The organism is Vibrio sp. MarTm2 (assembly GCF_027587055.1).
GTDB classification, from domain to species: domain Bacteria; phylum Pseudomonadota; class Gammaproteobacteria; order Enterobacterales; family Vibrionaceae; genus Vibrio; species Vibrio sinaloensis_D.
The window spans coordinates 69,519-93,773 of the sequence record NZ_JAPPTK010000006.1; the positions used below are offsets into that span (position 1 = coordinate 69,519).

Here is a 24,255-nt window from a genome sequence, read left to right on the forward strand (position 1 = left end):
ATCGCCAAACAACAAAACAATAAAAAATAACGAAGAGATTTGATTTTGAACGCTGAACGTAAAGCTGCTTGGATACTTATTGCCACAACGATGTTGGCAGGTCTGGGGTGGATATTTTCCAAAGAAACCATTCAAGGCTTACCGCCTTTCGGTTTTATAGGCCTTCGCTTTTTGGTTGCTTCGGTTTGTTTACTGCCATTGTGTATTCGGGCATTTCGACGCTTGAGTCACGTTCAGCTAGCTCAAGCCATTGGTGGGGGCGGTATTCTCGCTCTGGCACTTTTGGCTTGGGTACACGCGATCTCTATAAGCGAAACCCTTGGAGAAGGGGCGTTTATTGTCAGTTTGTCGATGATCATTGTGCCAATTGTGGCTTGGGCACTGTTTAAAGAGCGGCCAAAGCGTGCATTTTGGTTTGCGATGCCAATTGCCATCGCTGGATTGGCGTTTCTTTCGTTGCAAGGAGGCTGGAATAGCTCGCCCGGGCAAATTTGGTTTCTTGCCAATGCGTGTTTGTTAGCACTTCATTTCAATGTTAATAGCAAGCTAGCGCAAAAGCTTCCAATCTTACTGCTTACGTGTATACAGCTATTTGTGACGGGCTTGATTGCCTTGGTGATGTCACTTCTGCTCGAAGAGCCGCCAGTCAGTGTCGATTCGTCAATCTGGGGGTGGTTTGCAGCCAGCGCGGTTCTGGCCACTAGTCTAAGATACGTGATGCAGACGCTTGGCCAGAAGGGATGTAACCCCGGCAACGCGGCGCTCATCATGTTGTTAGAACCTATTTGGACGGTGATTTTAAGTATCCTCTGGTACGGCGAACAACTTTCAACCAACAAACTGATTGGGTGCAGCTTGATCTTATTTGCTCTTCTATTTTATCGCACCGATGGTAGGTTTTTCAGAGTTCGCCGCTAGCAATAGTCTAGGTTTCTAGTGAGATCCTTCATTACTTATTTAGAAGGTAAAATTAAATTGCTATAATTGATGTGATTATTAGTAATTTGTCGTAAGAAACACAGGGATGAACGCATGAAAATTGGAGTAATTGGTGCTGGTGCCGTTGGGGTGGGAGTGTGCAACTACCTCCTGACAATAGGCAGTGTGAGTGAGCTGGTATTGCTTGATAAAAATCTTGAACGTGCCGAAGGTGAAGTGTTCGATTTTCGCCACACCGCAGCGCTGACGTTTTCAAAGAATACTCACTTAGTGCCAACCGATGATTATTTGAACCTGATTGGCGCGGACATTGTGGTGATTACCGCAGGCGCACAAATCCAACAGGGTCAGACTCGAATCGATTTGGCTGAGGTCAATAGCCGAATTGGTGTTGAAATTGCCAAAGAAGTCGAGCGAGTGGCACCCAACGCCATTTTGATCGTCGTATCGAACCCTTGCGATATTGTGGCGCATTTTATCGCGACAAATACCAAGTTTCCTCGCTCTAAAGTGATCAGTAGCGGTTGTGTAATTGATACTGCGCGCTTAATGACCATAGTGGCAAACCGAGTAAACTTAGACCCTAAAAACGTGTTTGGCTATGTGTTGGGTGAGCATGGGAGCAACTGCTTCACGCCTAAAAGTTTGATTTCAATTGCTGGGCAGCCTGCAGACTACTATTGTGATACTCACCATATCGACCGAATTTGCGCGGACGAGTTATTAGAGTCTGTAAAGCAAGCTGGCTATGAAATATTTAAGCGTAAACAAAATACCACTCACGGTATTGCGGCCAGTGTGTTTAGAATTATCCAAGCGATAATGATTAACGAACGCTCAGTATTGCCTGTGGCGACTCTTCTTGATGGGCAGTATAGTATTAAGGATGTTGTTTTAAGCCTTCCAACCGTGGTTGGTAAGAATGGGGCGGAATCTGTCTTGAGCCATCCATTTACCGAAGAAGAACAACAGACATTGAAACAAATAGCGCAAAACTTGGACGCCGTTGTGGCTGAAGTTGCCGAAAAAACGGGGCTTCTAAAGTCGTAGCAAATTCACACCTTAGAGTTTTTGCTCTTTCCATTTCTTGAGGACTCGCTAAATTAACAAGTGTAAATAATTTGTTAATAGTTGCGAATGATACTCCACACTCTCAAAGGCTATATACAAACTCTGTATATAGCCGAATATCCCGATAAATTGATGCTGCTCGATGGTGCGAGCCGAGCGGATGTTGACGATATAACGCAGTTCATCACCCAGGAGTTAAACAGACCAATCTCTGATCTTAAAGTCGTGGTGATTACCCATATGCACCCTGACCATGCTGGCGGAGCCAATCTACTGCGGGCGCGCACGGGGTGTGCACTGGTGTCGGCGGACCTCCCTAATCAGTGGTATTCGGGGCTAGATGGTTTCATCATGCACCTAACGGATATTGCATTGGCTATGTGGGTGGCTAAGCGCAAGGATCAGCCTAAGCGAAACCTTTGGTATAGTCGCCATTTACATCCTCAGGTAAGGGTTGGAGAGGGCGATGTTATACCTGGATTTGAAGATTGGCGGGTAATGGAAACACCAGGTCACACCGATAGAGACTTGTCACTGTACCACTGTGAACAAGACCTGCTTTATGTGGCGGATCTAATTGTTGAAGTTAAGCAGCGTTTGATCTCTCCCTTTCCGATATTCCACCCGAATCAGTACAGAGCTTCAGTAAAAAGGGTATTTGAAATGGCTCCGAAGCGTCTACTTGCGGCGCATGGAGGGGAGGTGACTTTTGATAAGGAAACCTATCGATACCTGATCGAAACCACCCCTCGCGCGCCATCCACGCATTGGCGCGCCACTAAAATTCAATTGAGAAGTTTATTCACCGCACTTTGGTCACTCGGCCGAGCGAAACGGAAAAATCAATGACTCGGTGTTAAACCCTGCTTGTTCGGCAATGCGGAGATATTTATTCAGCTTGTAATCTGGAATGGTGGTGTTGCGAGATAGAATCCAGAAATACTCGTTGTTATAGCCAGAAACCAGCGCAGTTGAGTAATCCGGTTCGAGATAAAAGACAACATAGCTGCTGTAAAATGGACCAAAAAATGAAACTTTCAAATGACCGACATCAGCGTCTTGAACAAACTTCGCTTTGCCGATGGCTTCATTCCAGATTTGATCTTTCTCACTCCAACCTCGGTTGATGACTTTAATGGTGCCATCTTCGTTAAACGAATAGTTTGCCGAGACATTTGTCAGCCCACGTTCAAAGCTGTGGTCAAGCCTAGCGATTTCATACCATGTGCCGAGGTAACGATTGGCATCAAAATCTGAGACGGGTTTTACTCGCTCAGGAATTGCCGTACAGCCGTGGAGAAATATAAGTGCAATGAATAGAATGATTCTTTTCATATTTATCAGCCAGTTAACATAGATATCAGTAACTTTAGCTCTGTTGGGCGTGAAGATCTAGCAAAGTCTTATCGCGACTCATTTGCTTCGAGGATTTTCAGGCAATAAAAAAGAGAAGCTGAGCTTCTCTTCGTCGAAAGGTTGAATCTTGCGCGATTCACGGTGCACTATTTTTGTTCTAAACAAGCGAATTCAGCACGCCACAGTAACGAGTTAGATGACTCCATGTTGGCCAAGATCTCCTTCCCGGATAATTGGGGGAAAGCGTGCATCACCTTCGCATCGTCTTCGCGATTTGATCTTGCATAAGCCCTAACATGAGTGAAAGTGCCAGATAAATTACTAGACAGCATAGAGCGTGAAAGGCAGATCCCAAATATGTCCCTTTTCATTTCGATTCCCTCAAAAAAGCAGCGATTATAGAGTGTTATTTTTTGCTGCGTAGCCAAATACGTTGCGCGCGTTTGCGCTGCTTAATAATTATACAAGAGGATTGCGTAAATAGCGCAAAAAATGAACATAAAAAAGATTGATCGTAATCAATAAACGATGAGTTTCTGCTCGTAGGTTTGGAGCGTCCTCTGGGTAATTCATTTTAGTTATAAAAATGGCTAAAACCAATAAATCATATACACACTTCATTCACAATTTCGCTACGACAAACTCGGACAGACTCGGCAACAGTGATAGCCTATAGGCGAGTTAAGGAGAGGCTATGAAATGGAGCAGTATCAGCTTTCGTAAGCGAATGTTGATTATCATGACGCTGTCTGGATTGATCGAGCTACTATTGCTTGTGGCAGCGGGCTTTATCTACGTGAAGCATTCTCAGGAAGAAGAGATGGGAATGAAAGCACTAGGTTTGGCCTCTTTTTTGTCGAAATCCCAATATGTGATTGATGCAATCGAAACGGGTGTGACACCGGAGCAACAGCAGCGATTTAGGGACCTGACTCAGCTTGTCGGTGCGGCGTTCATTGTGATCGGTGACGAAAATGGCGTTCGGCTCGTTCATCCTGTTGATGAGCGCATTGGTTTACCGATGAAAGGCGGTGACAACAAGCGCGCATTAGTGGATGGTGAGGCATACATTTCTACTGCTAAAGGATCATTGGGCTACTCTGTGAGGGGAAAAGCAGCAGTATTTGATTCTCACGGAAACATTATTGGGGTGGTATCTGTTGGCTATTTGCTAGATAGACTTCAAGATCGAATCGAACCCTTCTTGCTTTATCTCATTTTGATGGCGCTTGCCGTCGTTGCCGCTAATGCGATTGTGTCGAGCTACGCCTCTCGACGTTTTCAAAAAGCCATTCTGGGTTTTGAGCCAGAAGAGATAGGGCGTTTGTATGTTGAGCTTGACGTCACGTTGGAAACATTAAAAGAAGGAATACTGAGTATTGACGGTGATGGTCGACTCCGATCGATAAACCGTAGTGCTTGTCAGATCCTGAGTATTAATAAAGCGGAGTCTATCAACAAGCCATTGAGTGAAGTACTCCCTGATAGCGACCTGCAATCGGTTCTTCAAACGGCGCGAACCGACCATGATATCAACCTCTATTTAAACCAAAAAAGGCTAATTGCGAACCGCAGTCCAATCATCGTTGATGGAAAGGTGGTCGGTGCGGTTTCAAGTTTCCGACTCAAAGATGATTTGACCGAATTGACCGAGCAGCTCGCAAAGACCAAAGAATACGCAGACCTATTGCGCTCTCAGACACATGAGCATCGTAACAAACTCAACACCATCAGTGGCATGGTTCAAATGGGAGAACTCGAAGCTGTTCAACATCTAATTGGCCAAGAAACCGCCCATTACCAAGCGATTATCGAGTTTTTGCGTGAAACCATTAAAGAGCCACTCATTGCAGGTATGTTACTCGGAAAGACAGAGAGAGCGAGAGAGCTTGGCCTCGAGCTGATGGTTGAAGAAGGATCAAGGCTACTTCCTCTGCCGGATCGAATTAACGCCGAAGATGTGGTAACGATTTTAGGCAACTTAATCGACAATGCTTTTGATGCCTCGAGAGAAGCGATGGCCAAAGACTCCGCGTTTAACGCCATTAGGCGCAAGGTTGAAGTTTCCATCAGTGATTATGGCAATGAAATCATTTTGGAAGTGTTGGATCGTGGATGCGGCTTACCTGAGACCATAACACCAGAATCACTGGTTGAGAGAGGAGTCTCTACCAAAGATCAGGAAACCCGAGGCGTCGGCTTGTATTTAGTTAATGAGTTGGCGATGCGCTATCGAGGCGAGCTGGAAATGGTCAATAACAAGGATAATGGAGCACGAATGACGGTGTATTTACCGAAGGAAGATGTGGTATGAGCAAGCAAACAAAGGTGATGATCATCGAAGATGATATTGCCATAGCGCAATTGCATCAAAAGTACTTGGAGCAAATTGGTGGTTATGAAGTGATCGGTATTTGTACCACTAAGATGGAAGCCAATATTCAACTCGAGATCTTGAAACCTGACCTAATTATGCTCGATGTTCATCTTCCTGATGGTTCGGGTTTAGAGATCCTCAATGAGCTGCGCAGCAAAAGTCTTCAGTGTGATGTAATTTTGATTACCGCCGCAAGAGATGTGGATACGCTGCAAATGGCGATGCGCGGTGGCGTGGTTGATTACTTACTTAAGCCCGTTATGTTTCCGAGATTAGAGGCGGCCCTGGCTAAGTACGTCGAGCAAAAGCAGCAGCTGACGCATGCTTCTGATTTAGACCAAACAATCGTTGATAAAATGCTGCAATCCACCAACATTCACGAACCTTCCGTCAACCGACTGCCTAAAGGAATCGATGGCGTCACCTTGGATAAAATAAAAGCGTTATTCCAAGAGCCGATAAGCTTAACGGCCGATGAAGCTGGCGAGAGAATCGGTGCCAGTCGAACAACGGCGCGCCGTTATCTGGAGTATTTAATTAGCACTGGAGAGTTAGAAGCCGATCTGAACTATGGTTCAGTAGGCCGTCCAGAGAGAAGTTACCGAAGATCTCAATAAGAAGAGCCATTCCTCACTCTCACCTAGACGTTTCAGGTATCGACCTCTAAAGTTGAAGAGTGGCTCGTGTCAGTTTATTCGCTCAATAGGGCGGACACTATAAGATGGAGCGTTGAACGCAACAGCTTCACGTATTGAACGCTATTTTGATTAGTTGTCACGCGACGTTGTCACTTTTGGTTGGGAGTTTGACAAGATAAGTTAACTAAAACATTTCCAGCCGCTTAGGAGGGTGTATGAGAGTTTCAATTCTTTTCCTTTTGTTCGTTGCTCAAATGGTCGCTGCGAACCAAGAGATAAAACTCAGTTTGTCCTCACAATTGGATGGCGGTCACTCCTTTTATCACGAGTTATTGTATGAGTCGTTAACCGATCTCGGTTACAAAGTGTCAATCTCAAGCCCTAGTGAGCATATTCCTCAGAAACGCGTGGTTAAAATGGTTGAGAGTGGAGCGCTCACGCTCACTTGGTTACTACCCACACCAGAGCGAGACGAAAGGTTCGTTGTGGTACCTGTGCCGTTAACCAACGGAATGATTGGCAAACGGATCTTACTCATCCCTCCCCAATTACAATCACAATTTGATGCAGTTAACAGCCTCGATGAACTGCAACGTTCGGGTTTAGTGGCGGGGCTCGGTATTAACTGGTTTGATGTCGCAGTGTGGAAAACCAATCAACTCCCAGTTTATCTCGCCGATGGTGAGTGGCGCTCTCTTTACAGGCTGATTTCTACGGATGGAAAAGTGAACTACTTTCCAAGGGGACTTAATGAGATCGTGTCTGAGGCGGAGCTTAACCCTCATTTGGCGATTGAGCAGCGTTTAATGCTGCAATATGATCGAGATTTTTATTTCTATTTGTCACCGCAAGCAAAAGAATACCAGCCCATCATAGAGCGTGCGCTTCGGAAAGCGAAGAGTTCTGGGCTGCTCGATAAGATCATCACTAAGCATTGGGGACGAACGTTTCAAGTCGTAGACCCAGCCAAGCGGGTCGTTATTCGACTCACCATCCCGAACGCCAAATCGCAAAATAACTAGCCGGATCTTGCTGTAAGCGTATAAAATCTAATAATAAACCTTTGAACATGTTTTAACCGGTGAGTCTTCGATGGAAAGTGTTTTTATTGTTGTTGCTATCTTGGTGATCTTTTTCTTTGTTGTGCAGCAGCGATACCTTAAGCAAGATGAGTTAAAAGACAGTGCTTACAAAAAGAAAGGGCCTTTGCTCAATATGCAAGAGTCTGCCTTTTATAACGCTTTGGTTACCGCGGTTGGTCAACATGGCGTCGTGTTAGCCAAAGTCAACATGAGCAATGCCATCGCACCTTTGGCAACCAACAAGAAAGAATGGTTTATTGCAAACAATCGCATCGCAAAGAGCTACTTTGACTTCGTCGTGTGCGACCCACGTACCTTGCATCCGAGAGTAGTGATCGAACTCGATAACGGCAAAGAGTTGGATAAAGGAAAGGTCGAACGACAAAAGCTCTTGATGCACGTTTGTAAGTCTGCTGGAGTGCCTTTGATTGGGGCGAGTATTAAGCACAGCTATCAAGTTGGACGACTAAGACGCTTACTGGCGGCGCATATTGATCTGATTGAGCCAGAAAAAGAAGTTCGATTTTGCAAGCGCTGCGGTAGCCCAATGGTGATCAAAATTGCTAGCCAAGGTGAACACAAAGGGCGTCGTTTCTTTACGTGTAGCCGTCAGCCTCATTGTACCTATACGGAAAACTATAATGTGGTCTTTGATGAAGAGGCATCGTAGAGCCTTCAAGATAAGAAGAGACTGACACTCGTTAAGCGCGAGCTCCTAAGAAAGCAATTCCCCGAGCGCTTATCACATCAAGCAAAGGTTAAGGATCTAGTGGTTAGGATTAGTGACTAAGAACTGGCTGAGGTCACTACCTCTTGACTTACCATCACTTGATTACGACCATTTTTCTTCGCTTTGTATAGCTCTTTGTCGGCCTCTTTTAGCACAGACTCCAAGCTATCGAAGTGGTGGCACTCATAGACACCAATACTCACGGTGAGTTTAATGGGGGCTTCCGCACCACTGAAAGAGTATTGCTCGATAGCTTGGCGAATGAGCTCAGCTTTGTACTTAGCGTGCTGTAGGTTTGAGTTGTGCAGCGCGATACAAAATTCCTCCCCACCTATGCGATAGACTAAATGCTCATCGCACAACGCATCAAGCAACGCTGCGGTTTCAACTAAGACTTTATCGCCGACATCATGGCCATATTGGTCATTCACTTGCTTAAAATAATCCAAATCCAATATCAAAAGAGATAACGGAACTTTTGCACTTTCATTGTGATAGCGGTTGAAATTGTGCACCAGTGCATGACGATTGTAGACACCGGTAAGAGAGTCCCGTGAAGCAAGTTGCCCTAATGACGCTTCAGAGGTTTTTCGTTTCACTTCCAGAATGTGGGAGGTAAGCCAAATACAGCAAAAAGTCAGGGCGAAATTGATCGCTAAATGAGCGCTATCAACAAAACTGCATTCAATGATTTTGTAGCTAACCGTCATTAGAACGGTTAAAAAACCCGCTCCGGTCGCGAGCGTCCCTTTACGCCTACCCAATATGAGATAGAACAAGACAGGGAACAAGCATGCCCAAGTGAACAAGCCATAGGATAAGGGGTAGACGAAGGTCGCATAGGTGACCAGAGATATCATCGTGAACACATAACTCACTGTTAACGGCGCGCCTGAAGAGTGTTGGTAGGTGTTGTAACTAACAAACAGCGAGATAAGGCTAAACGTCGCTAAAGGCCATATTTGAATCGGGTCTGCGCCGTCTAAAAAGTTGAAAATGCTAAAAATTGCAGACATACAGGCAAGCATAAGGCTTAACCAAAAAAGGACAGCCCGACGTAAATGTCGAGAAGGATGAAATATATCTAGCTCCATGTCCTTACTTCCTGCATTAATATGCTCTATAGCGAATATCAGACCATAGTATGCTTTTAGTTGCCGGAATCAAGATTGTATCGGGCTCAAGATCACATAATTAAAACGAGAATCGTTGCTTTTGTGAACAGACTAGTCCAAAAGTACTGTCGTTGAATAGCTATGCATTTAACTCAAAGGTAATTTATTTTGAAATATAAAAGAATTCCTTTCGGGTAGTATCTTTACCGTATGAATGAATAGGAAAACAAAGGGGAAAGCATGCTGAACAAATCGCCAGCATGCTATTGAGAGGGTTACTCGTAGTCTGAAGCGTAAGTTTCTTCATATGAGTGCGAGTAAAACTCAAACAAGTTGCCAAATGGGTCTTCTAGGTACACCATTTGCGCTTGTTTTAGCTCATCTTCTGGATGGTAACGCATAATATCCATGCGAACCTTACCGCCAAACTCTTCAACGCGTTTAATCGCCGTTGCAAATTGCTCTTTTGATACTTGTAGACAGAAGTGGAAGATACCTAATCGAGAGAAATCTACGTCGTGACGCTCTTGACGTTCTTTCATTTCGAATAGCTCAACACCAATACCGTCTGAAGTCACAAGGTGAGCGATGTTAAAGCCTTTAAAGCCCTCTCCGAATACAGCGATACACATGCGGCCGATTGCAGTTTCACGTTCTTCAATCACTTTGGTGTTGTTCATAACAATACGAAGACCGAGTGCTTTGGTGTAAAACTCGACCGCTTTGTCCATGTCGCCAACCATGATGCCTACGTGATTCATTTTCATAATATGCTCCAAAATTCGTTGTGTGTTTCGTTTCAATGGAGAGAAGTGTAGGGTGAGCATTGATAAAATAAAAATTATTGATAATTATTATTTTGATAAATATTGGTTATCAGTAAGGGTGGTTGCAAACAGGAAATTAGCAAGGCGTGCTTTGTCACAAACATCGTTATAGAGTTCGAGATATTTCACAAAATGGAACTGGCCGTCCTAAAATGAAAAGTAATTACGAAATATAAGTGGTTATTTTGTGTTCCTACCCCTTTCGAGTAGTTTAATTTTGTAATTGATTTACATCATGTATTAATTTTTTTTCATAATTAACAATGCGCTCAGATAAGAACCTAACCCCTAGGAAGTATTATGAGCAAGTTGAAGCTGGTCGTTATCGGTAACGGTATGGTAGGACACCGTTACATCGAAGACCTAGTAGAGAAGACAGATGCTTCTCAGTATGAGATTACCGTTTTCTGTGAAGAACCGCGTGTCGCTTACGACCGTGTCCACCTCTCTTCTTACTTTTCTCACCACACCGCAGACGAACTATCGCTAGTTAAAGAAGGCTTTTACGACAAACACGGCGTAAACATGTTGATCGGCGAGCGCGCGATTAACGTTAACCGTGAAAAACGTATTGTTCATTCAAGTACTGGTCGTGAAATTCAGTACGACAAGCTGATCATGGCAACTGGCTCATTCCCATTTGTTCCACCGATTAAGGGTCGTGAGAGTAAAGACTGTTTTGTATACCGTACCATCGAAGATCTCAAAGCGATCGAAGCGTGCGCGAAGAAGAGCAAAGTCGGTGTGGTTATCGGTGGCGGTCTACTTGGACTTGAAGCCGCGGGCGCATTGAAAGCGCTGGGCGTTGAAACGCACGTGGTGGAGTTCGCACCGAAGCTGATGGCTGAACAGCTAGACCAAGCGGGTGGTAATCAACTTCGCCAAAAAATCGAGAGCATGGGTGTTAAGGTTTATACGAGCAAAAACACACTTGAAATCGCTCCTGAGGGTAAAGATGCTCGTAACGTTATGCGTTTTGCTGACGGTACTGAGTTAGAGACTGACTTCATTGTTTTCTCTGCAGGTATCCGTCCACAAGACAAACTTGCGCGAGATATGCAGCTTGAAGTAGCTCCACGTGGTGGTATTGCTATTAACGACTTTTGCCAAACGTCGGATGAAAACATCTACGCAGTAGGCGAGTGTGCCTCTTGGAATGAGACTTTCTATGGTCTAGTTGCTCCAGGTTACAAAATGGCAACGGTCGCAGTTGATCATCTAATAGGTAATGACAGTAAGTTCGAAGGCGCTGACATGTCTGCCAAGCTTAAGCTATTGGGCGTGAAAGTGGGCTCAATTGGCGATGCTAACGGTCGTACTCCTGGCTGTAAGAGCTACGTTTACCAAAACGAAGAGCAAGAAGTTTACAAACGCCTTATCGTTTCTGAAGACAATAAGAAGCTCCTTGGAGCGGTAATGGTTGGTGATACCTCTGATTACGGCGATCTTCTGCAGCTAATGCTTAACGAAATCGACCTACCAGAACACCCAGACGCATTGATTCTGCCAGCTCACACAGGTGCAGAAAAACCAACGCTAGGCGCTGATGCTCTGCCTGACTCTGCGGTTATCTGTTCTTGTTTTGACGTAACGAAAGGCAAAATCGCGGAAGCGGTTGCTCAAGGTCACCACACGATTGGTGATATTAAAGCGGTAACAGGTGCAGGTACGGGTTGTGGTGGCTGTATCCCACTTGTAACGTCAGTGCTAAATGCTGAGCTTGAAAAAGCGGGCGTTGAAGTAAAAGCAGACGTTTGTGAGCACTTTGCTTACTCTCGCCAAGAGCTTTTCCACCTAGTACGCATTGGTGAAATCAAATCGTTTGAAGAATTGCTAGAGAAACACGGTAAAGGCTACGGCTGTGAAGTGTGTAAACCACTAGCAGGCTCTATCCTTGCTTCATGCTGGGGTGACCATATCCTGAAGCCATCTCTGGTCAAGCTGCACGATACCAACGATAACTTCCTAGGTAACATTCAAAAAGACGGCACCTACTCAGTGATCCCACGTATGGCTGGTGGTGAAGTTACGCCTCAAGCACTAGCAGCACTGGCTGACGTTGCGGCAGAGTACAATCTGTACACAAAAATCACCGGTGCACAGCGTATCGGTCTATTCGGCGCGCAAAAAGATGATCTACCAGCAATCTGGAAGAAACTGGTTGCCGCAGGTTATGAGACAGGTCAAGCGTACGCAAAAGCACTACGTATGGCGAAAACGTGTGTCGGCTCTACTTGGTGTCGTTACGGCGTTCAAGACTCAGTTGGCTTGGGTGTGATGATTGAGAACCGCTACAAGGGCATTCGTACTCCGCATAAGATGAAGTTTGGTGTCTCTGGCTGTACTCGTGAGTGTGCAGAAGCGCAGGGTAAAGACCTAGGTATTATCGCTACCGATGCAGGCTGGAACATGTACGTATGTGGTAACGGTGGTATGAAACCTCGCCACGCAACACTACTAGCTGGCGATCTAGACCAAGAAACGCTGATCAAATACATCGACCGTTTCATGATGTTCTACATCCGCACGGCTGCGCCACTACAGCGTACATCAGTATGGTTTGAAAACCTAGAAGGCGGTATTGATTACCTGCGTGAAGTAATCATTGAAGACAAGTTAGGCATTAATGACCAACTTGAAACAGACGTAGCGAAATTGGTTGAAGAGTATCGCTGTGAGTGGACTGACACGATTAACGATGAAACTCAGCTTAAGCGTTTTGCACACTTCGTGAACTCTGATGAGCGTGACGACAACGTTATGTTCGTCACGGATGGCCGTGAGCAACATCGCCCGGCAACATTCACTGAAAAACACTCTGAAGCCATTGCTAAGAAGCATCAGGGCGACATCATCCACGTTGAGACAGTTTAATGGGAGACGACATCATGGCATTTACAAAAGTTTGCAACATTGAAGACATCATCCCAGGCACTGGCGTAGTCGCACTATTTGCGGGGGAGCAAGTGGCTATCTTCCGTCCTCGCGCGACTGAAGAAGTCTTTGCAATCAACAATATGGACCCATTTTTTCAGTCAAATGTACTGTCACGTGGCCTGATTGTTGAGCACGATGAGCAATTATGGGTAGCAAGCCCACTTAAGAAGCAACGCTTTAACCTAGCAACAGGTGCATGTATGGAAGATGAGCGCATGAGCGTGAAATCGTACAAAGCACGTGTCGCGAAGGGCAAAGTCGAGATAGCGGCTTAAATACCCGTTTAAAATGTAGTTTTAACTTTTTACTTTCAATTTTGAATAAGGACACATTCATGTCTACAGATTTTAAACCTGCTGAATTCGTGCAAACTATGATCAATGTTGGCGAAGCAAAGACGAAAACGAGCGCTCGTGACCTGCTTCTTCGCGGCACAATGGCGGGTATCATCTTATCGCTTGCAGTGGTTGTTGCAATTACAACCATCGTACAAACAGGTGTGGGCGTCGTTGGTGCGTTAGTCTTCCCAGTTGGCTTCGTTATTCTATCTGTGATGGGCTATGACTTGGTAACAGGGGTATTTGGTCTAGCGCCGCTGGCTAAATTTGAAGGTCGTCCTGGTATTACTTGGAACCGCATTTTCCGTTGTTGGGGGCTTGTTGGTCTGGGCAACCTTATCGGTTCTTTGATTGTTGCTTACCTAGTAGCAATCTCACTAACAGGTAACTTTTCTCTAGAGCTTAACGCAGTTGCGAAGAAGTTCATCGCTGTTTCTACTGCACGTAGCCTAGGCTTCGAAAACATGGGTATGGACGGATGGATCACCTGTTTCGTGCGCGGTATCTTCTGTAACCTGATGGTGTGTCTAGGCGTTATCGGCAACATGACAGCACGCACTGTCGCTGGCCGCGTCGCAATGATGTGGTTCCCAATCTTCATCTTCTTCGCACTCGTGTTCGAGCACACAGTAGTCAACATGTTCCTATTCCCACTAGGCATGATTCTAGGCGCGGACTTTGGCATTGCAACTTGGTTGAACTTCAACCTAATCCCAACAATCCTAGGTAACATTGTGGGTGGCTTGATCATGACTTGTATCCCGCTTTACTTAACTCACGCAAAAACAGCGCCTTCTCTAAGCGATGAAGAGAATGTGAACGCAAAACCTGTGCTAGCAAAATAGTGATGTAAAGACCTCACGCTAAAACGTGGGGTCTTGTTTCTTTCTCGAGTATCACTCTATTTGAATATAAACAGTCTTTATTCCGCCGCTTCGCACGAGTATGACTCTTTATATCCAAATTTATTAATAGGCATCGACATGAGCGTGACGACAAACTCTCAAATCAACCAAGGCTTCGTATCACTTGTTGGAGCAGGGCCTGGCGATCCAGACCTACTAACAGTGAAAGGCTATCGAGTCATTCAACAGGCTGACGTTGTTGTTTATGACCGACTGGTGTCTGTGGAAATCCTCGCGCTAGCAAACTGCACTGCGGAAATGATTTATGTGGGTAAAAAGTTAGATTTTCACTGCGTCCCGCAAGATCAGATTAACCAACTGTTAGTAGAGAAAGCACAACAAGGTAAGCGAGTCGTACGTTTAAAAGGTGGAGACTCGTTTATATTTGGGCGAGGCGGGGAAGAGTTGGAAGAACTTGCACAGCATGGAATATCGTTTGAGGTGGTGCCGGGTATTACCGCAGCAGCTGGTGCTACGGCGTACGCGGGGATTCCACTCACTCACCGAGACCATGCGCAAAGCGTTCAGTTTATTACGGGCCATGTACAAAAAGACGGTCGTGAGATTGAGTGGCACTCATTAGCGCAGTCGAATAATACGCTCGTGTTCTATATGGGGCTTAAGCAAAGTGGCTACATTACCGAGAAGTTACTCGAAACAGGTTTAGACGCTGAGATCTCTTGCGCCATCATTGAAAATGGAACTCGTCGAGAGCAACGTGTATTTACCGGCCCACTAAAAGATTTGCCAAATATGGCGAAAGACGCCGTGAGCCCAGCGCTGATTGTTATTGGTAGCGTCACCTCGCTACACGACAAGCTGAATTGGTTTAACTAACCATGAGCTTGGCGGCATATCAGAGTAAAAAATCGCTGGCCAAATGGGTTAGCTTACTGAAAACATCAAGCGGTTCTGTTACAGTCTCGGCGTTGCAGTAAGGGTAATCTAATCATGGAAAAAATCGCTATTTTCGTCGATGTGCAAAACATCTACTACACCACCAGAGATAAATATCGCGCAAACTTTGACTACAACGAGTTTTGGTACCTTGCAACTGAAGGGAAAGAGGTCGTGGAGGCGAAAGCCTATGCCATTGCTTCAACGGATCCTAAGCAGAGGCAGTTTCACCACATCTTGAGAGGGATTGGGTTCGATGTGAAGTTGAAGCCTTATATCCAGCGCGCCGATGGCAGTACCAAAGGGGACTGGGATGTTGGCATCGCGTTGGATGTGTATGAGGCCGCAAGCAAGGTCGACCGCGTGATTCTGTTGTCAGGAGATGGCGATTTTGAAATCTTGGTTGAGCGCATTCAGCAACGATTTGGAACCAAGGTGGATGTATACTCCGTCCCTGGTCTAACCGCACAAGCCTTGATAGACGTGTGCGATAAACATATTCCGATTGAAGAGAACTTATTGCTCAGAAGAGTCGGTTGAGGTTGACTCATGCTCGCTGAGCTCGGTTGAGGTTTGTTCAGTGTTGTCTTCTGATTCAAGCTTTGCACGCTCAGCTTTGGAGATATAGCGAGGCTTGTTGCTTTTATGTAGCTTCGCGTTTTTCTTCTTAAGTTTCGCCTTCAAGATACTGTTGATCTTCTTTTTACGATTCATGGCTTCTGGTCTGCTGTCTAAATGTGGCGCGCATCATACCGAACTTACCACCAAACCACAAAAGATAACGTTACAGAGCGGGTTGCAAAACGTGCGGTGTGGCAAATGCTCGATTAAAATCTTTTACCGGTAACGGCCGACTGATCAGGTACCCTTGGCCGTATTCGCAGCCCAATTGCTCGAGTAACAAGCATTGATGTTCGGTCTCGATTCCCTCAGCGACGCTTTGCATTTTCATACTTTTCGCGATAGATAGAATCGCTTCAATCAGAGATGTATTGTTGTTCTCTGGTGATAAACAAAAGATGAAAGAGCGATCTATTTTAACGCCATCAAACTGGTACTCTTGCAAATAACTTAGCGATGAATAACCCGTACCAAAATCATCGAGCCAAATTTTGATCCCCAAATCGCGGATTCCCGCCAGTACTTTTTTGATGCGCTCACTGTCAGAAAGCAGCAGCGTTTCGGTGACCTCGACGTGAAATGCGCAAGCAGGGAGATGAAATTCGCTGAGCACTTGCTGGAAAATTCCTACCAAATCTTGTCGATGCAACTGCCTTGGCGATAGGTTTAATGCGATGTAAAACCCTTGATCATATTGGCTTCTCCATTCTGCCGCTTGCTTAGCGGCCAGTCGAATCAGGTACTCGCCGAGCTGAAGAATAAAGTCTGTAGACTCTGCGACGGGTATGAACTTATCTGGGCCAATATAACCTTGTGTTGGGTGATTCCAGCGGACAAGCGCTTCGGCACCCACAATGCGTCGTGTCTCGGTATGAAACTTAGGTTGATACCAGAGCTCGAACTGGGACAAGTCATCCATTGCTTTGCGCAGCTCTCGTTCAATATACAAGCGTTCTTCAATCGATTTGTCCATTTCGCGTGTGTAAATGCTGTAAGCGTTCTTACCTTTTTGCTTTTGCTCAAACATGGCCAACTCAGCATGTCGACACAGCAGATCCGCGGCGTTGCCAAAGTCGGGATAACACGCGACCCCAATGCTGGCACTGCATGCGAGCTTGTAGCGCTCATGTTCAATCGGCTCTGTGACTGTGGTTAATACGGCGTTGGCTATAGAAGTGATTCGAGTATCACGCGAGTAAGGCACCATCAGCATAAACTCGTCACCGCCGACTCGTGAGAGGATCACCGAATCGCTAAGTGTCGTTTCGGCAAGTCGACGCAAGCGAGTACAGACATGCTGAATTACATCATCACCAATATGGTGGCCGTAATTGTCGTTAATAAATTTGAAATCGTCGAGGTCAATAAACAATACCGCGAGTAATTCGTGTTGCTCCGTTGCGATAGCTTCGTCAAGCAATTGAGTGAAACGCAGTCGATTGGGTAACCCAGTAAGTTGGTCATGAAACGCGAGGTGCTGGATGTGATCTGTGTGTCGAGTGACGGAGTGCTGCATCTCGTTGAAGGCGTCGACTAGGCGATGTAGTTCTTTGTAAGGGGCAGAATTCTCTATGGGTTTGAAACGACCAGACTTAGTTTGCTGGAGCTGCTTGATGATCTGAGTGATTGGGTTAGCAAATGAGTTTGCGACGCTGTAAGCCATCGCGACGCCGCACACAAGTCCAATGGCGGAAAACACAATTTGCCAATGACGCATTCGCTGGCTGTCTTGCTCGCCAAGCGTATCGATCTGCTCAGCGCTGTTTTTGAGTTCAGCAATCAAGCTGTGTTTATTTAGCTCCAAATAGAGAACGCCAATCGGATTCCCCGGCTCGGAAATAGGCGAGGCGACCAAAAAACGTCCCTCGTCATGTTTCGTAATAGTACTTTGAGTGGCGAGTACCTGTTTGATCATATCTGGATGAGTGTTAGGCAAACCATATCGAACAATGTCTGGCGTACCATCGTGGAAAATTAAACCTTCTTTGTCGACGATCTGGATCGTTTCCACATTTGGTTGGCTTAGGTTGGTTTGCAACAGGTGCAATGCTTCCGAAACATTGTAGTGATAAAGAGGATTGAAGGTTTGCTGGCTAAGGGTCTGAGCCAGCGAGACCGCTTGTTGCTCAACTTTTTTCTGTAACGTTTGTTCAACGCTTTGGGTAATTTTGTCGAGGTTCTGCTGCGATTGTTGCTCATAAGCAACCGTGTAAAGGATAAAATTAAGCGCACAAACTAGAGCGACAACGCAAGCTGATGAGAACATCAGGTGTCCTTTGAATCCGATGTTCTTCATTACTTACTTTTGTTCCTCAAACTGGCTTAAAAGCTGTTCCGCTTCGTCGAGTAGTTTTTCTGCATTACTATCTATAACGGAAAATCTCTTGGTTTCTTGATAGCTTTGCAGCACTTTTTTCCCCATGTCAGATTGATCTAAATGGAGTAAAACGGATCTGAGCTTTTCCGCTACCGCTGGGTCCAGTTTCGAAGAGACACTGATGATAGAGCGAGGGTAATGACCTGTTTGGGCAAACATGTGCAAGTGCTGTTTGAGTGCTGCCGGGGTATCTTTGGGGTTTGTCCAATTTGATGAGCTGTAAGCGATGGCATCGACTTTACCCATAGCCGCCCACATACTCATGTTGACCTCATTGGTTTCCCTCAGCCGGTCATCAAAAAAGAAATAGCCGATTTTGTCGCTGTTAGGCTGCTGTTGCGCTGAGGTTATGTGCTGTACTTCAAGCCCTTGATTGAGCAAGGTCACCATAGGAAGAAAATACCCGCTGGTGGAATTGCGGTCTTCAAAACCAATGATTTTGCCTTGAAGTTCGGATAAGTCGTTATAACGCTGACGGTTGTTGGCGACAAAAACAGAGCTATAGCTGGCTTCGCCTTTCTTCCATCTCACCAAAAAGGGCTGAGCTTGTGCTTTATTCTTCAGCAACAGCGCGGGATAAATGGTTGAACTAATCAGATCAATACGACCAGATTGTAAGTCTGAGGCAAGTTCATCGATAGAAGAGTAGACGTGGACTTGTGCGCCTTCAAATCCAGAATCAGCCAACTGTTTTGCAACATACGAAAACAGTGGGTAGCTGTCTTTGATGCGCTTGCTTGGCTTCGAGGAGATGACACCATAATTGAGAGTGCGTGCCGATGTGTTCTGTTCCGCGTGTATGGGATAGGAGAATCCCACGCAAGTGCATACAAGTATCAGAGCGACTGCTTTTGAACTGATGACCATCTACGTTTTACCTCTTTCATGGTACGCTATACTTTTTATCATGACGCGAGGTCAATTGGAAGTTTATAGGTCAGCTATTAACAAAGACAAAAACTATAATTGGCTAATTATGCGGCAGGCAACACGATTATCTGGCAATAAGTTTGATAATAATCAACTCGTTTCTCAATAACGGGACATAAGTATCACTCAATGCGCAAGTGTTTAAAATGGCGTTAAATGAATCATGGGTCTATTTTCGTAGCTGTAGTTTTGCCACACGTTTACTCAATGTGTAGATGCGTTTGAGTGCTTCAACCCATTCCATTTGAATACGGAAAATATCCAAACGTTGCTCAGTCGCTTGTGAGAGTCGCTCAGCTTGAAGCTCCAATATGGACTCCAACAATACGTTGATCTCCCGCTTCGCGCTCAGCACACTCTCGGCCAATTGACGATCACCACGTCGGGTAGCATTCACACTATCCAACAACGCTTGGTTCACTCTAGCATGGGTTCGATCTAGCGTTTTTCTCATTTCGGGGCTTGCCGTGAGATTGGCGTCGAGGGTCTTATAACTTAACGGGAGCATAGAGTTAACGACTAAGTCTGCCACGCTCTCTAGTTGGTCGGTAATACTCACCAGTTTGATTTGCAAGCGACTTTCCTCTTTGGTCAGAGGAGACTGGCGCAACTTTCCTAAGTACGCGAGGATTTTGGCGTGGAGTATGTCGACTTCATCTTCAACTTTTTCGATCTCTCTTAAAGCTTGCCGAATGGATTCTTTGTTTTGTTCATTGTGGACGGGGGTGGCTAATGGGGGAAGTTGATTCACCATATTAGCAACACGTCGTCCTAATCGGCCAATTTCAAGGTGAGTTTGTTCAAGAGCGATATCGGGGGTCGCCAGGTATTCAGGTTTGATGTATTTGAGTTCGACTTTCTGCTGCTCTTTGTTAGTCGCAGTATGCGGCACGAGCTTTTTAACGGCGGTGACAAAAAAAGTGCTTAGCGGCAGCATGATTAAGGTGTTAGCCACATTAAACAAGGTATTGGCGTTGGCGATTTGGCGCGGCGTTTCTGCTGCCAAGCGATCCATACCGGTTAAGTCGACGTAACTTGGCGAGATAGAAGTGGACGCAAAGGCGATAATGCTAATTGCGGGTAGCCATATCAATACCCCCGCGAGATTAAAGATGAGGTGAATCGCAGACGTCTGTTTTGCTTCGGTACTTTTACCAATTGCGGCCAATAATGCGGTAACACAAGTACCAATGTTTGCTCCCATGGCCATAGCAATACCGGACTCGAGCGAGATAAATCCTTGGCTTGCAAGTACGATGACGATCCCTGTTGTGGCAGACGAAGATTGAACCAGTGCAGTAAAGGAAGCGGCGAGAAGAATGGCAAAGATGGGGTTATCCATTTTTGCCATGAAATCAATAAAGGGCTGAAACACGCGAAGTGGTGACATCGCTTCGCTCATCAGGTTCATGCCTAAAAACAGTAGGCCAAGACCAAACAGGATGTTGCCATAGTTTTTGTTTTGTTGCTGTTTAGACGCCATTTCAACAGCAAAACCGATCGCTATCATCGCCATTGCTGCTTTTGTCACTTTGAAGGCGATGATCTGAGCCGTGACAGTGGTACCGATGTTAGCGCCCATGATGACGCCAACCGCTTGATTTAACGACATGAGACCGGCACTTACAAATCCCACAACCAGTACCGTTGTGACGGATGAGGATTGGATTACTGCAGTCAAACCGGCTCCGGTGGCGACAGAGCTGAGCCGCGTTTTGGTTAACGTCCCGAGCACTTGCTTCATCTTGCTGCCAGCGGTGCGCTTTAAAGCATCTGACATCTTCTCCATCCCATAGAGAAACATAGCCAAGCCGCCAAAAAGGCCCATAGACATGGAAAGGTAGTCGAGTTGGCTCTCTGAAGTCTCCGCCAGAGCGCACGGTGAAACGAATAAGATCAAGAATAGAAGGGCAGTCTGCATAGCGATACTTATTATTGTTTTTTATAAGTATAGGAGAAATTTGCCCAAACAGAGGAGGGGTTAACTGCTTGAAATAAAGAGGGAAGAGTTCGGAATGTAAAAAAGCCACACCTTGGTATGGCTTAAGACATTAACGAAGAAGTGAGTGAGTGCTTAAAGTCGTGGACTGGAGAGGGCTTGTCACAGTGTAAACTGCAATCCAACCGTTACTGCTGTCTCTGGCTTTAGGCGTTTTGCGTATTCCATTCCGATCGTGAATCCAAAAACTGAGCCAAATTGAAAGACGTTGTTGATTCGATAGGTATCCTTCGCGATGTCAAAGAAGTCGTGCTGGTATGTGGCATCAACCAGCCAATGTTGTGCGACTTGGGCCCTTAGACCGCTCTTGCAGTAGGCCGCTTGCTCAGCATGTGATGATGTTTTATCTGTATCTGCATAGTAGTTAATAACACCGCAAGATAAAGGTATTCTAGCGACAGGCGAGATCGGGGTGTTAAATCCAGCACCAGCTTTCCAAGAATCGATAGAAGAACTGAAGCGGGTAATGAAGTCTGCGTTACCTTCCAAGAAAACGGTGTCGGTGACACTCAATCCAAGGTTAAGGTATAAGCCACCATAAGTTTTGCTCTCGTCATTGATATATTTACTATCTGAGTAGGGTTCAAATGCCCCTTTTCTAAGGTGTGCATGTTTATAGCCAAATCCAATGTGGGACATTTGAGCAACTATGTTGCTATCAGCGATTGTTGCAAATGAAGTCATCGAAAGAAGGGGCAGTAAACAGAGTGATTTTTTGCGCATAATAAACGTCTTATGTCGATTCGGAACCGTGCATAACAGTGTAAGATCGATGAAAGTTTCGTAAGCCTGTGTAAGTGATACACAACTTACAAATACAACAAAGCCCGCTAAAAAGCGGGCTTTGCGTTTCGTTCACTGGGAACTAAATTTGGTGGGTTCGGGCGAACTCGAATATATCAAGACATTACAAACTTGGGGTGAAGGTTGATTGGCTTGGCTAGGAGTTATTCACCCACTTGCTGCTGCCAAAGTTTAGCGTATAAGCCTTGCTGGGCAACTAACTCATCATGTGTGCCGCTTTCGGCAACTTGGCCTTTATCGAGCACAAAAATGTTATCGGCATGACGAATGGTGTTGAGTCGGTGCGCAATACTGATCACCGTTCGGCCACGACAAATTTCATCCATATTGCTCATAATTGCCGCTTCAGAATTGTAGTCAAGCGCGGACGTCGCTTCATCGAGCAACAAGATTCTTGGATCCACCAGTAGGGCTCTTGCCAAAGCAATACGCTGTCTTTGACCACCAGACAGTGCCGCGCCTTTTTCACCCACTGGTTGGTTAAAACCGTGAGGAAGTCCTTCAATAAATTCTAACGCGCCTGCTAACTGGGCGGCGTGGCGAATCTCTTCGTCGCTGGCTTGTGGTTTACACAAACAAATGTTGTCTGCCACACTGCCGGAAAAGAGGATACTCTCTTGCAATACCACGCTCATGTTGCGACGCAGAGAAACGGGGTCGGCAATGGCGAGATCCATTCCATCGACCAACACTTGCCCATGCTGAGGAACATATAAGCGCTGTAGCAAACGAGTGAGCGTGCTTTTCCCTGAGCCTGAAGGTCCAGTAACACCAATAAATTGCCCGGGCTGAATCTTTAGGGACAAATTGGCCAACACTTCTGGTGCATCCTCGTGATAGCGAAAACGAATGTTACTAAACTCAATGCCGCCTTCGAGCTCGGGTACCGAGGCTAAACCTTGTTTACTGTTCTCTCGTGGTTCATCGAGAATATCGCCCACGCGTCTTAAAGCGATGAGTGTGTGCTGAAAATCTTGCCAAATTTGTGCCAGTCGCAAGACAGGTTGCGTCACATGGCCAGCAAGCATGTTGAATGCGACTAATTGCCCTGGCGTGATTTCCCCTTTAAGCACCGCGCTCACTCCCCACCAAAGCAGTAGCGCAGCAGTGAGCTTTTGCACCAAAGCGATGGCTTGCCCTGCAACCAGCCCCGATTTTTGCGCGTCAAAGCTTCGGTTTAATTGTTGGCTAAGAATGCGTTGCCACTGTTCGAGAAAGCGATGCTCTGTGGCAGTGGTTTTGATGGTTTCAATGCCAGTCACGGCCTCGGTCAAAAACGTGGTTGCATTGGCGTCGGACTCGTACTCCGATTCCACTTTTTTGCGGATCAGCGGTCCTGCAATGAGCCATAACACAAAGTAAATCACCAAGGAGCCAATCACCAACCAAGTGAGCGTGCTGGCGTAATGAAACATGACGGCAAGGAAGACGGTGACAAAAATCAGATCAAGCAGCAGCATCAGTGTCGATCCCGTCAAAAACTGACGGATCTGCGCCATTTCACGTACCCGAGCAATGATTTGTCCGGTTTGACGTTGCTTAAAATAGGTTAATGGCAGACCGACTAAGTGACGATAAAGCCGACCTGAAAGCTCAGCATTTACTTGGCTGGCAAGGTGGCCAAACACCGTGTTTCGTAAGTAGCTGTATGCTGGTTCGGCAACGGCCAATGCCAACATCGCCAGCGCTAGCACGTGCAAACTGGATAAACTGCGCCCAACCAGCACCTTATCGATGACATTTTCAAACAACATCGGGCTAACGAGAGCAAACACCTGCAACGCGATGGCGTAAAGAAATACATCACGCAGTTGGCTCTTTTGCCGTAGGATCGAAGGCGCAAACCAGCTCAGACCAAATTTGACCTCTTTGCTGCTGAGCTGCTCATCGGCGAGCAACATAACTCTGTGCTCTTGCTGAGAGGGGGTTGGAGATATAGGTTGTGTTTGTAGCTGCTGTGTCGAGGGATCATAAAATGTCCAATGCCCATCTCTGACTTGGGTAATCACTTTCCAGTTATGGTTATGCTCGATAAGGGCAGGGAGCGGCAAAGTGTCGAGCGCTTGAGTATGTAGCGTGGTGACTTGGCTTTTAAGGCCAAGATAATCCGCCGCTTCTCTCATCTCCATGTCACTCAGGTGAGCATAACTCACGCCTAATGCGTGCTTAAGCTGTGAGCTGGAAGATTGTTTATGGAACTGTTGGCCAGCGTAAACCACTGCCTCGATCCCCCAGTTATTACGTACGGTTTCTTCTGGTCGCGCTTGCCCTATGGTGTCCATATGCTCACTGGCTGATAACGTAGCCGTCAT

General features: G+C 46.0%; 22 protein-coding genes. 12 read left to right on the plus strand and 10 right to left on the minus strand.

The features are described from left to right. Window positions 1-45: 45 nt before the first annotated feature. From OH458_RS13315 to OH458_RS13325, 3 genes are all read left to right on the plus strand, one after another. Window positions 46-918, plus strand: a complete 873-nt coding sequence (locus tag OH458_RS13315; RefSeq protein ID WP_269978677.1) for a DMT family transporter — start codon at window positions 46-48, stop codon at window positions 916-918. Window positions 919-1,032: 114 nt separating this feature from the next. After that, window positions 1,033-1,989, plus strand: coding sequence for a lactate/malate family dehydrogenase (locus tag OH458_RS13320; protein WP_269978678.1), 957 nt, complete (start codon window positions 1,033-1,035; stop codon window positions 1,987-1,989). Window positions 1,990-2,076: 87 nt separating this feature from the next. Next, window positions 2,077-2,859 (plus strand): MBL fold metallo-hydrolase, encoded by a 783-nt coding sequence (locus tag OH458_RS13325; RefSeq protein WP_269978679.1) that lies wholly within the window; start codon window positions 2,077-2,079, stop codon window positions 2,857-2,859. Here the strand turns inward: OH458_RS13325 and OH458_RS13330 are convergent. Both OH458_RS13330 and OH458_RS13335 read right to left on the minus strand, forming a co-directional pair. Beyond that, the gene (locus OH458_RS13330; protein WP_269978680.1) at window positions 2,827-3,345 is read right to left on the minus strand and encodes a lipocalin family protein; all 519 of its coding nucleotides are present in this window, start codon (window positions 3,343-3,345) and stop codon (window positions 2,827-2,829) included. The two genes, OH458_RS13325 and OH458_RS13330, sit on opposite strands and share 33 nt — an antisense overlap. A 167-nt stretch (window positions 3,346-3,512) precedes the next feature. Then, entirely contained in the window at window positions 3,513-3,737 is a 225-nt protein-coding gene (locus OH458_RS13335; protein WP_038187030.1) for a hypothetical protein, read from the minus strand. A 323-nt stretch (window positions 3,738-4,060) separates the two neighbouring features. Between OH458_RS13335 and OH458_RS13340 the strand changes: the two genes are divergently transcribed. From OH458_RS13340 to OH458_RS13355, 4 genes are all read left to right on the plus strand, one after another. Beyond that, entirely contained in the window at window positions 4,061-5,680 is a 1,620-nt protein-coding gene (locus OH458_RS13340; protein WP_269978681.1) for an ATP-binding protein, read from the plus strand. Continuing rightward, a complete protein-coding gene (locus OH458_RS13345) occupies window positions 5,677-6,360 on the plus strand; it encodes a response regulator (RefSeq protein WP_269978682.1) in 684 nt (227 codons plus the stop codon). The genes OH458_RS13340 and OH458_RS13345 overlap by 4 nt, the downstream gene beginning before the upstream one ends. A 236-nt stretch (window positions 6,361-6,596) precedes the next feature. Next, window positions 6,597-7,403: a hypothetical protein gene (locus tag OH458_RS13350; protein WP_269978683.1), complete on the plus strand. Its 807-nt coding sequence runs from the start codon at window positions 6,597-6,599 to the stop codon at window positions 7,401-7,403. 70 nt (window positions 7,404-7,473) lie between these two features. Continuing rightward, window positions 7,474-8,133, plus strand: a complete 660-nt coding sequence (locus tag OH458_RS13355) for a DUF2726 domain-containing protein (protein WP_005473818.1) — start codon at window positions 7,474-7,476, stop codon at window positions 8,131-8,133. 116 nt (window positions 8,134-8,249) lie between these two features. Here OH458_RS13355 and OH458_RS13360 read toward each other — a convergent pair whose 3' ends face one another. Next, window positions 8,250-9,287: a GGDEF domain-containing protein gene (locus OH458_RS13360; protein WP_269978684.1), complete on the minus strand. Its 1,038-nt coding sequence runs from the start codon at window positions 9,285-9,287 to the stop codon at window positions 8,250-8,252. 296 nt (window positions 9,288-9,583) lie between these two features. Beyond that, window positions 9,584-10,075 (minus strand): VOC family protein, encoded by a 492-nt coding sequence (locus OH458_RS13365; protein WP_039477684.1) that lies wholly within the window; start codon window positions 10,073-10,075, stop codon window positions 9,584-9,586. Window positions 10,076-10,435: 360 nt separating this feature from the next. On the opposite strand from OH458_RS13365, the gene nirB reads away from it, so the two are divergent. From nirB to OH458_RS13390, 5 genes are all read left to right on the plus strand, one after another. After that, on the plus strand, window positions 10,436-13,009 hold the full coding sequence (nirB, locus tag OH458_RS13370) for a nitrite reductase large subunit NirB (RefSeq protein WP_269978685.1): 2,574 nt from the start codon (window positions 10,436-10,438) through the stop codon (window positions 13,007-13,009). Between the two features lie 14 nt (window positions 13,010-13,023). Then, on the plus strand, window positions 13,024-13,347 hold the full coding sequence (nirD, locus tag OH458_RS13375; protein ID WP_269978686.1) for a nitrite reductase small subunit NirD: 324 nt from the start codon (window positions 13,024-13,026) through the stop codon (window positions 13,345-13,347). 59 nt (window positions 13,348-13,406) lie between these two features. Then, complete coding sequence (locus OH458_RS13380; protein ID WP_269978687.1) at window positions 13,407-14,255, plus strand: formate/nitrite transporter family protein; 849 nt, start codon at window positions 13,407-13,409, stop codon at window positions 14,253-14,255. Window positions 14,256-14,393: 138 nt separating this feature from the next. Beyond that, complete coding sequence (gene cobA, locus OH458_RS13385) at window positions 14,394-15,152, plus strand: uroporphyrinogen-III C-methyltransferase (RefSeq protein WP_269978688.1); 759 nt, start codon at window positions 14,394-14,396, stop codon at window positions 15,150-15,152. A 114-nt stretch (window positions 15,153-15,266) separates the two neighbouring features. Then, window positions 15,267-15,752, plus strand: a complete 486-nt coding sequence (locus tag OH458_RS13390; protein WP_269978689.1) for a LabA-like NYN domain-containing protein — start codon at window positions 15,267-15,269, stop codon at window positions 15,750-15,752. Here the strand turns inward: OH458_RS13390 and OH458_RS13395 are convergent. The 6 genes from OH458_RS13395 to OH458_RS13420 form a co-directional block, all read right to left on the minus strand. Then, window positions 15,729-15,926: a DUF2986 domain-containing protein gene (locus OH458_RS13395; protein WP_269978690.1), complete on the minus strand. Its 198-nt coding sequence runs from the start codon at window positions 15,924-15,926 to the stop codon at window positions 15,729-15,731. The two genes, OH458_RS13390 and OH458_RS13395, sit on opposite strands and share 24 nt — an antisense overlap. Before the next feature lie 70 nt (window positions 15,927-15,996). Continuing rightward, window positions 15,997-18,129: a bifunctional diguanylate cyclase/phosphodiesterase gene (locus OH458_RS13400; protein WP_269978691.1), complete on the minus strand. Its 2,133-nt coding sequence runs from the start codon at window positions 18,127-18,129 to the stop codon at window positions 15,997-15,999. 3 nt (window positions 18,130-18,132) lie between these two features. Continuing rightward, window positions 18,133-19,077 carry a phosphate/phosphite/phosphonate ABC transporter substrate-binding protein gene (locus OH458_RS13405; RefSeq protein ID WP_269978692.1) on the minus strand — a complete coding sequence of 315 codons (945 nt, stop codon included), beginning with the start codon at window positions 19,075-19,077 and terminating at the stop codon, window positions 18,133-18,135. A 232-nt stretch (window positions 19,078-19,309) separates the two neighbouring features. Then, window positions 19,310-21,061, minus strand: a complete 1,752-nt coding sequence (locus OH458_RS13410) for a Na/Pi cotransporter family protein (protein WP_269978693.1) — start codon at window positions 21,059-21,061, stop codon at window positions 19,310-19,312. Window positions 21,062-21,241: 180 nt separating this feature from the next. Next, window positions 21,242-21,862 (minus strand): hypothetical protein, encoded by a 621-nt coding sequence (locus tag OH458_RS13415; protein WP_269978694.1) that lies wholly within the window; start codon window positions 21,860-21,862, stop codon window positions 21,242-21,244. A 224-nt stretch (window positions 21,863-22,086) separates the two neighbouring features. Then, window positions 22,087-24,255: a type I secretion system permease/ATPase gene (locus OH458_RS13420; protein ID WP_269978695.1), complete on the minus strand. Its 2,169-nt coding sequence runs from the start codon at window positions 24,253-24,255 to the stop codon at window positions 22,087-22,089.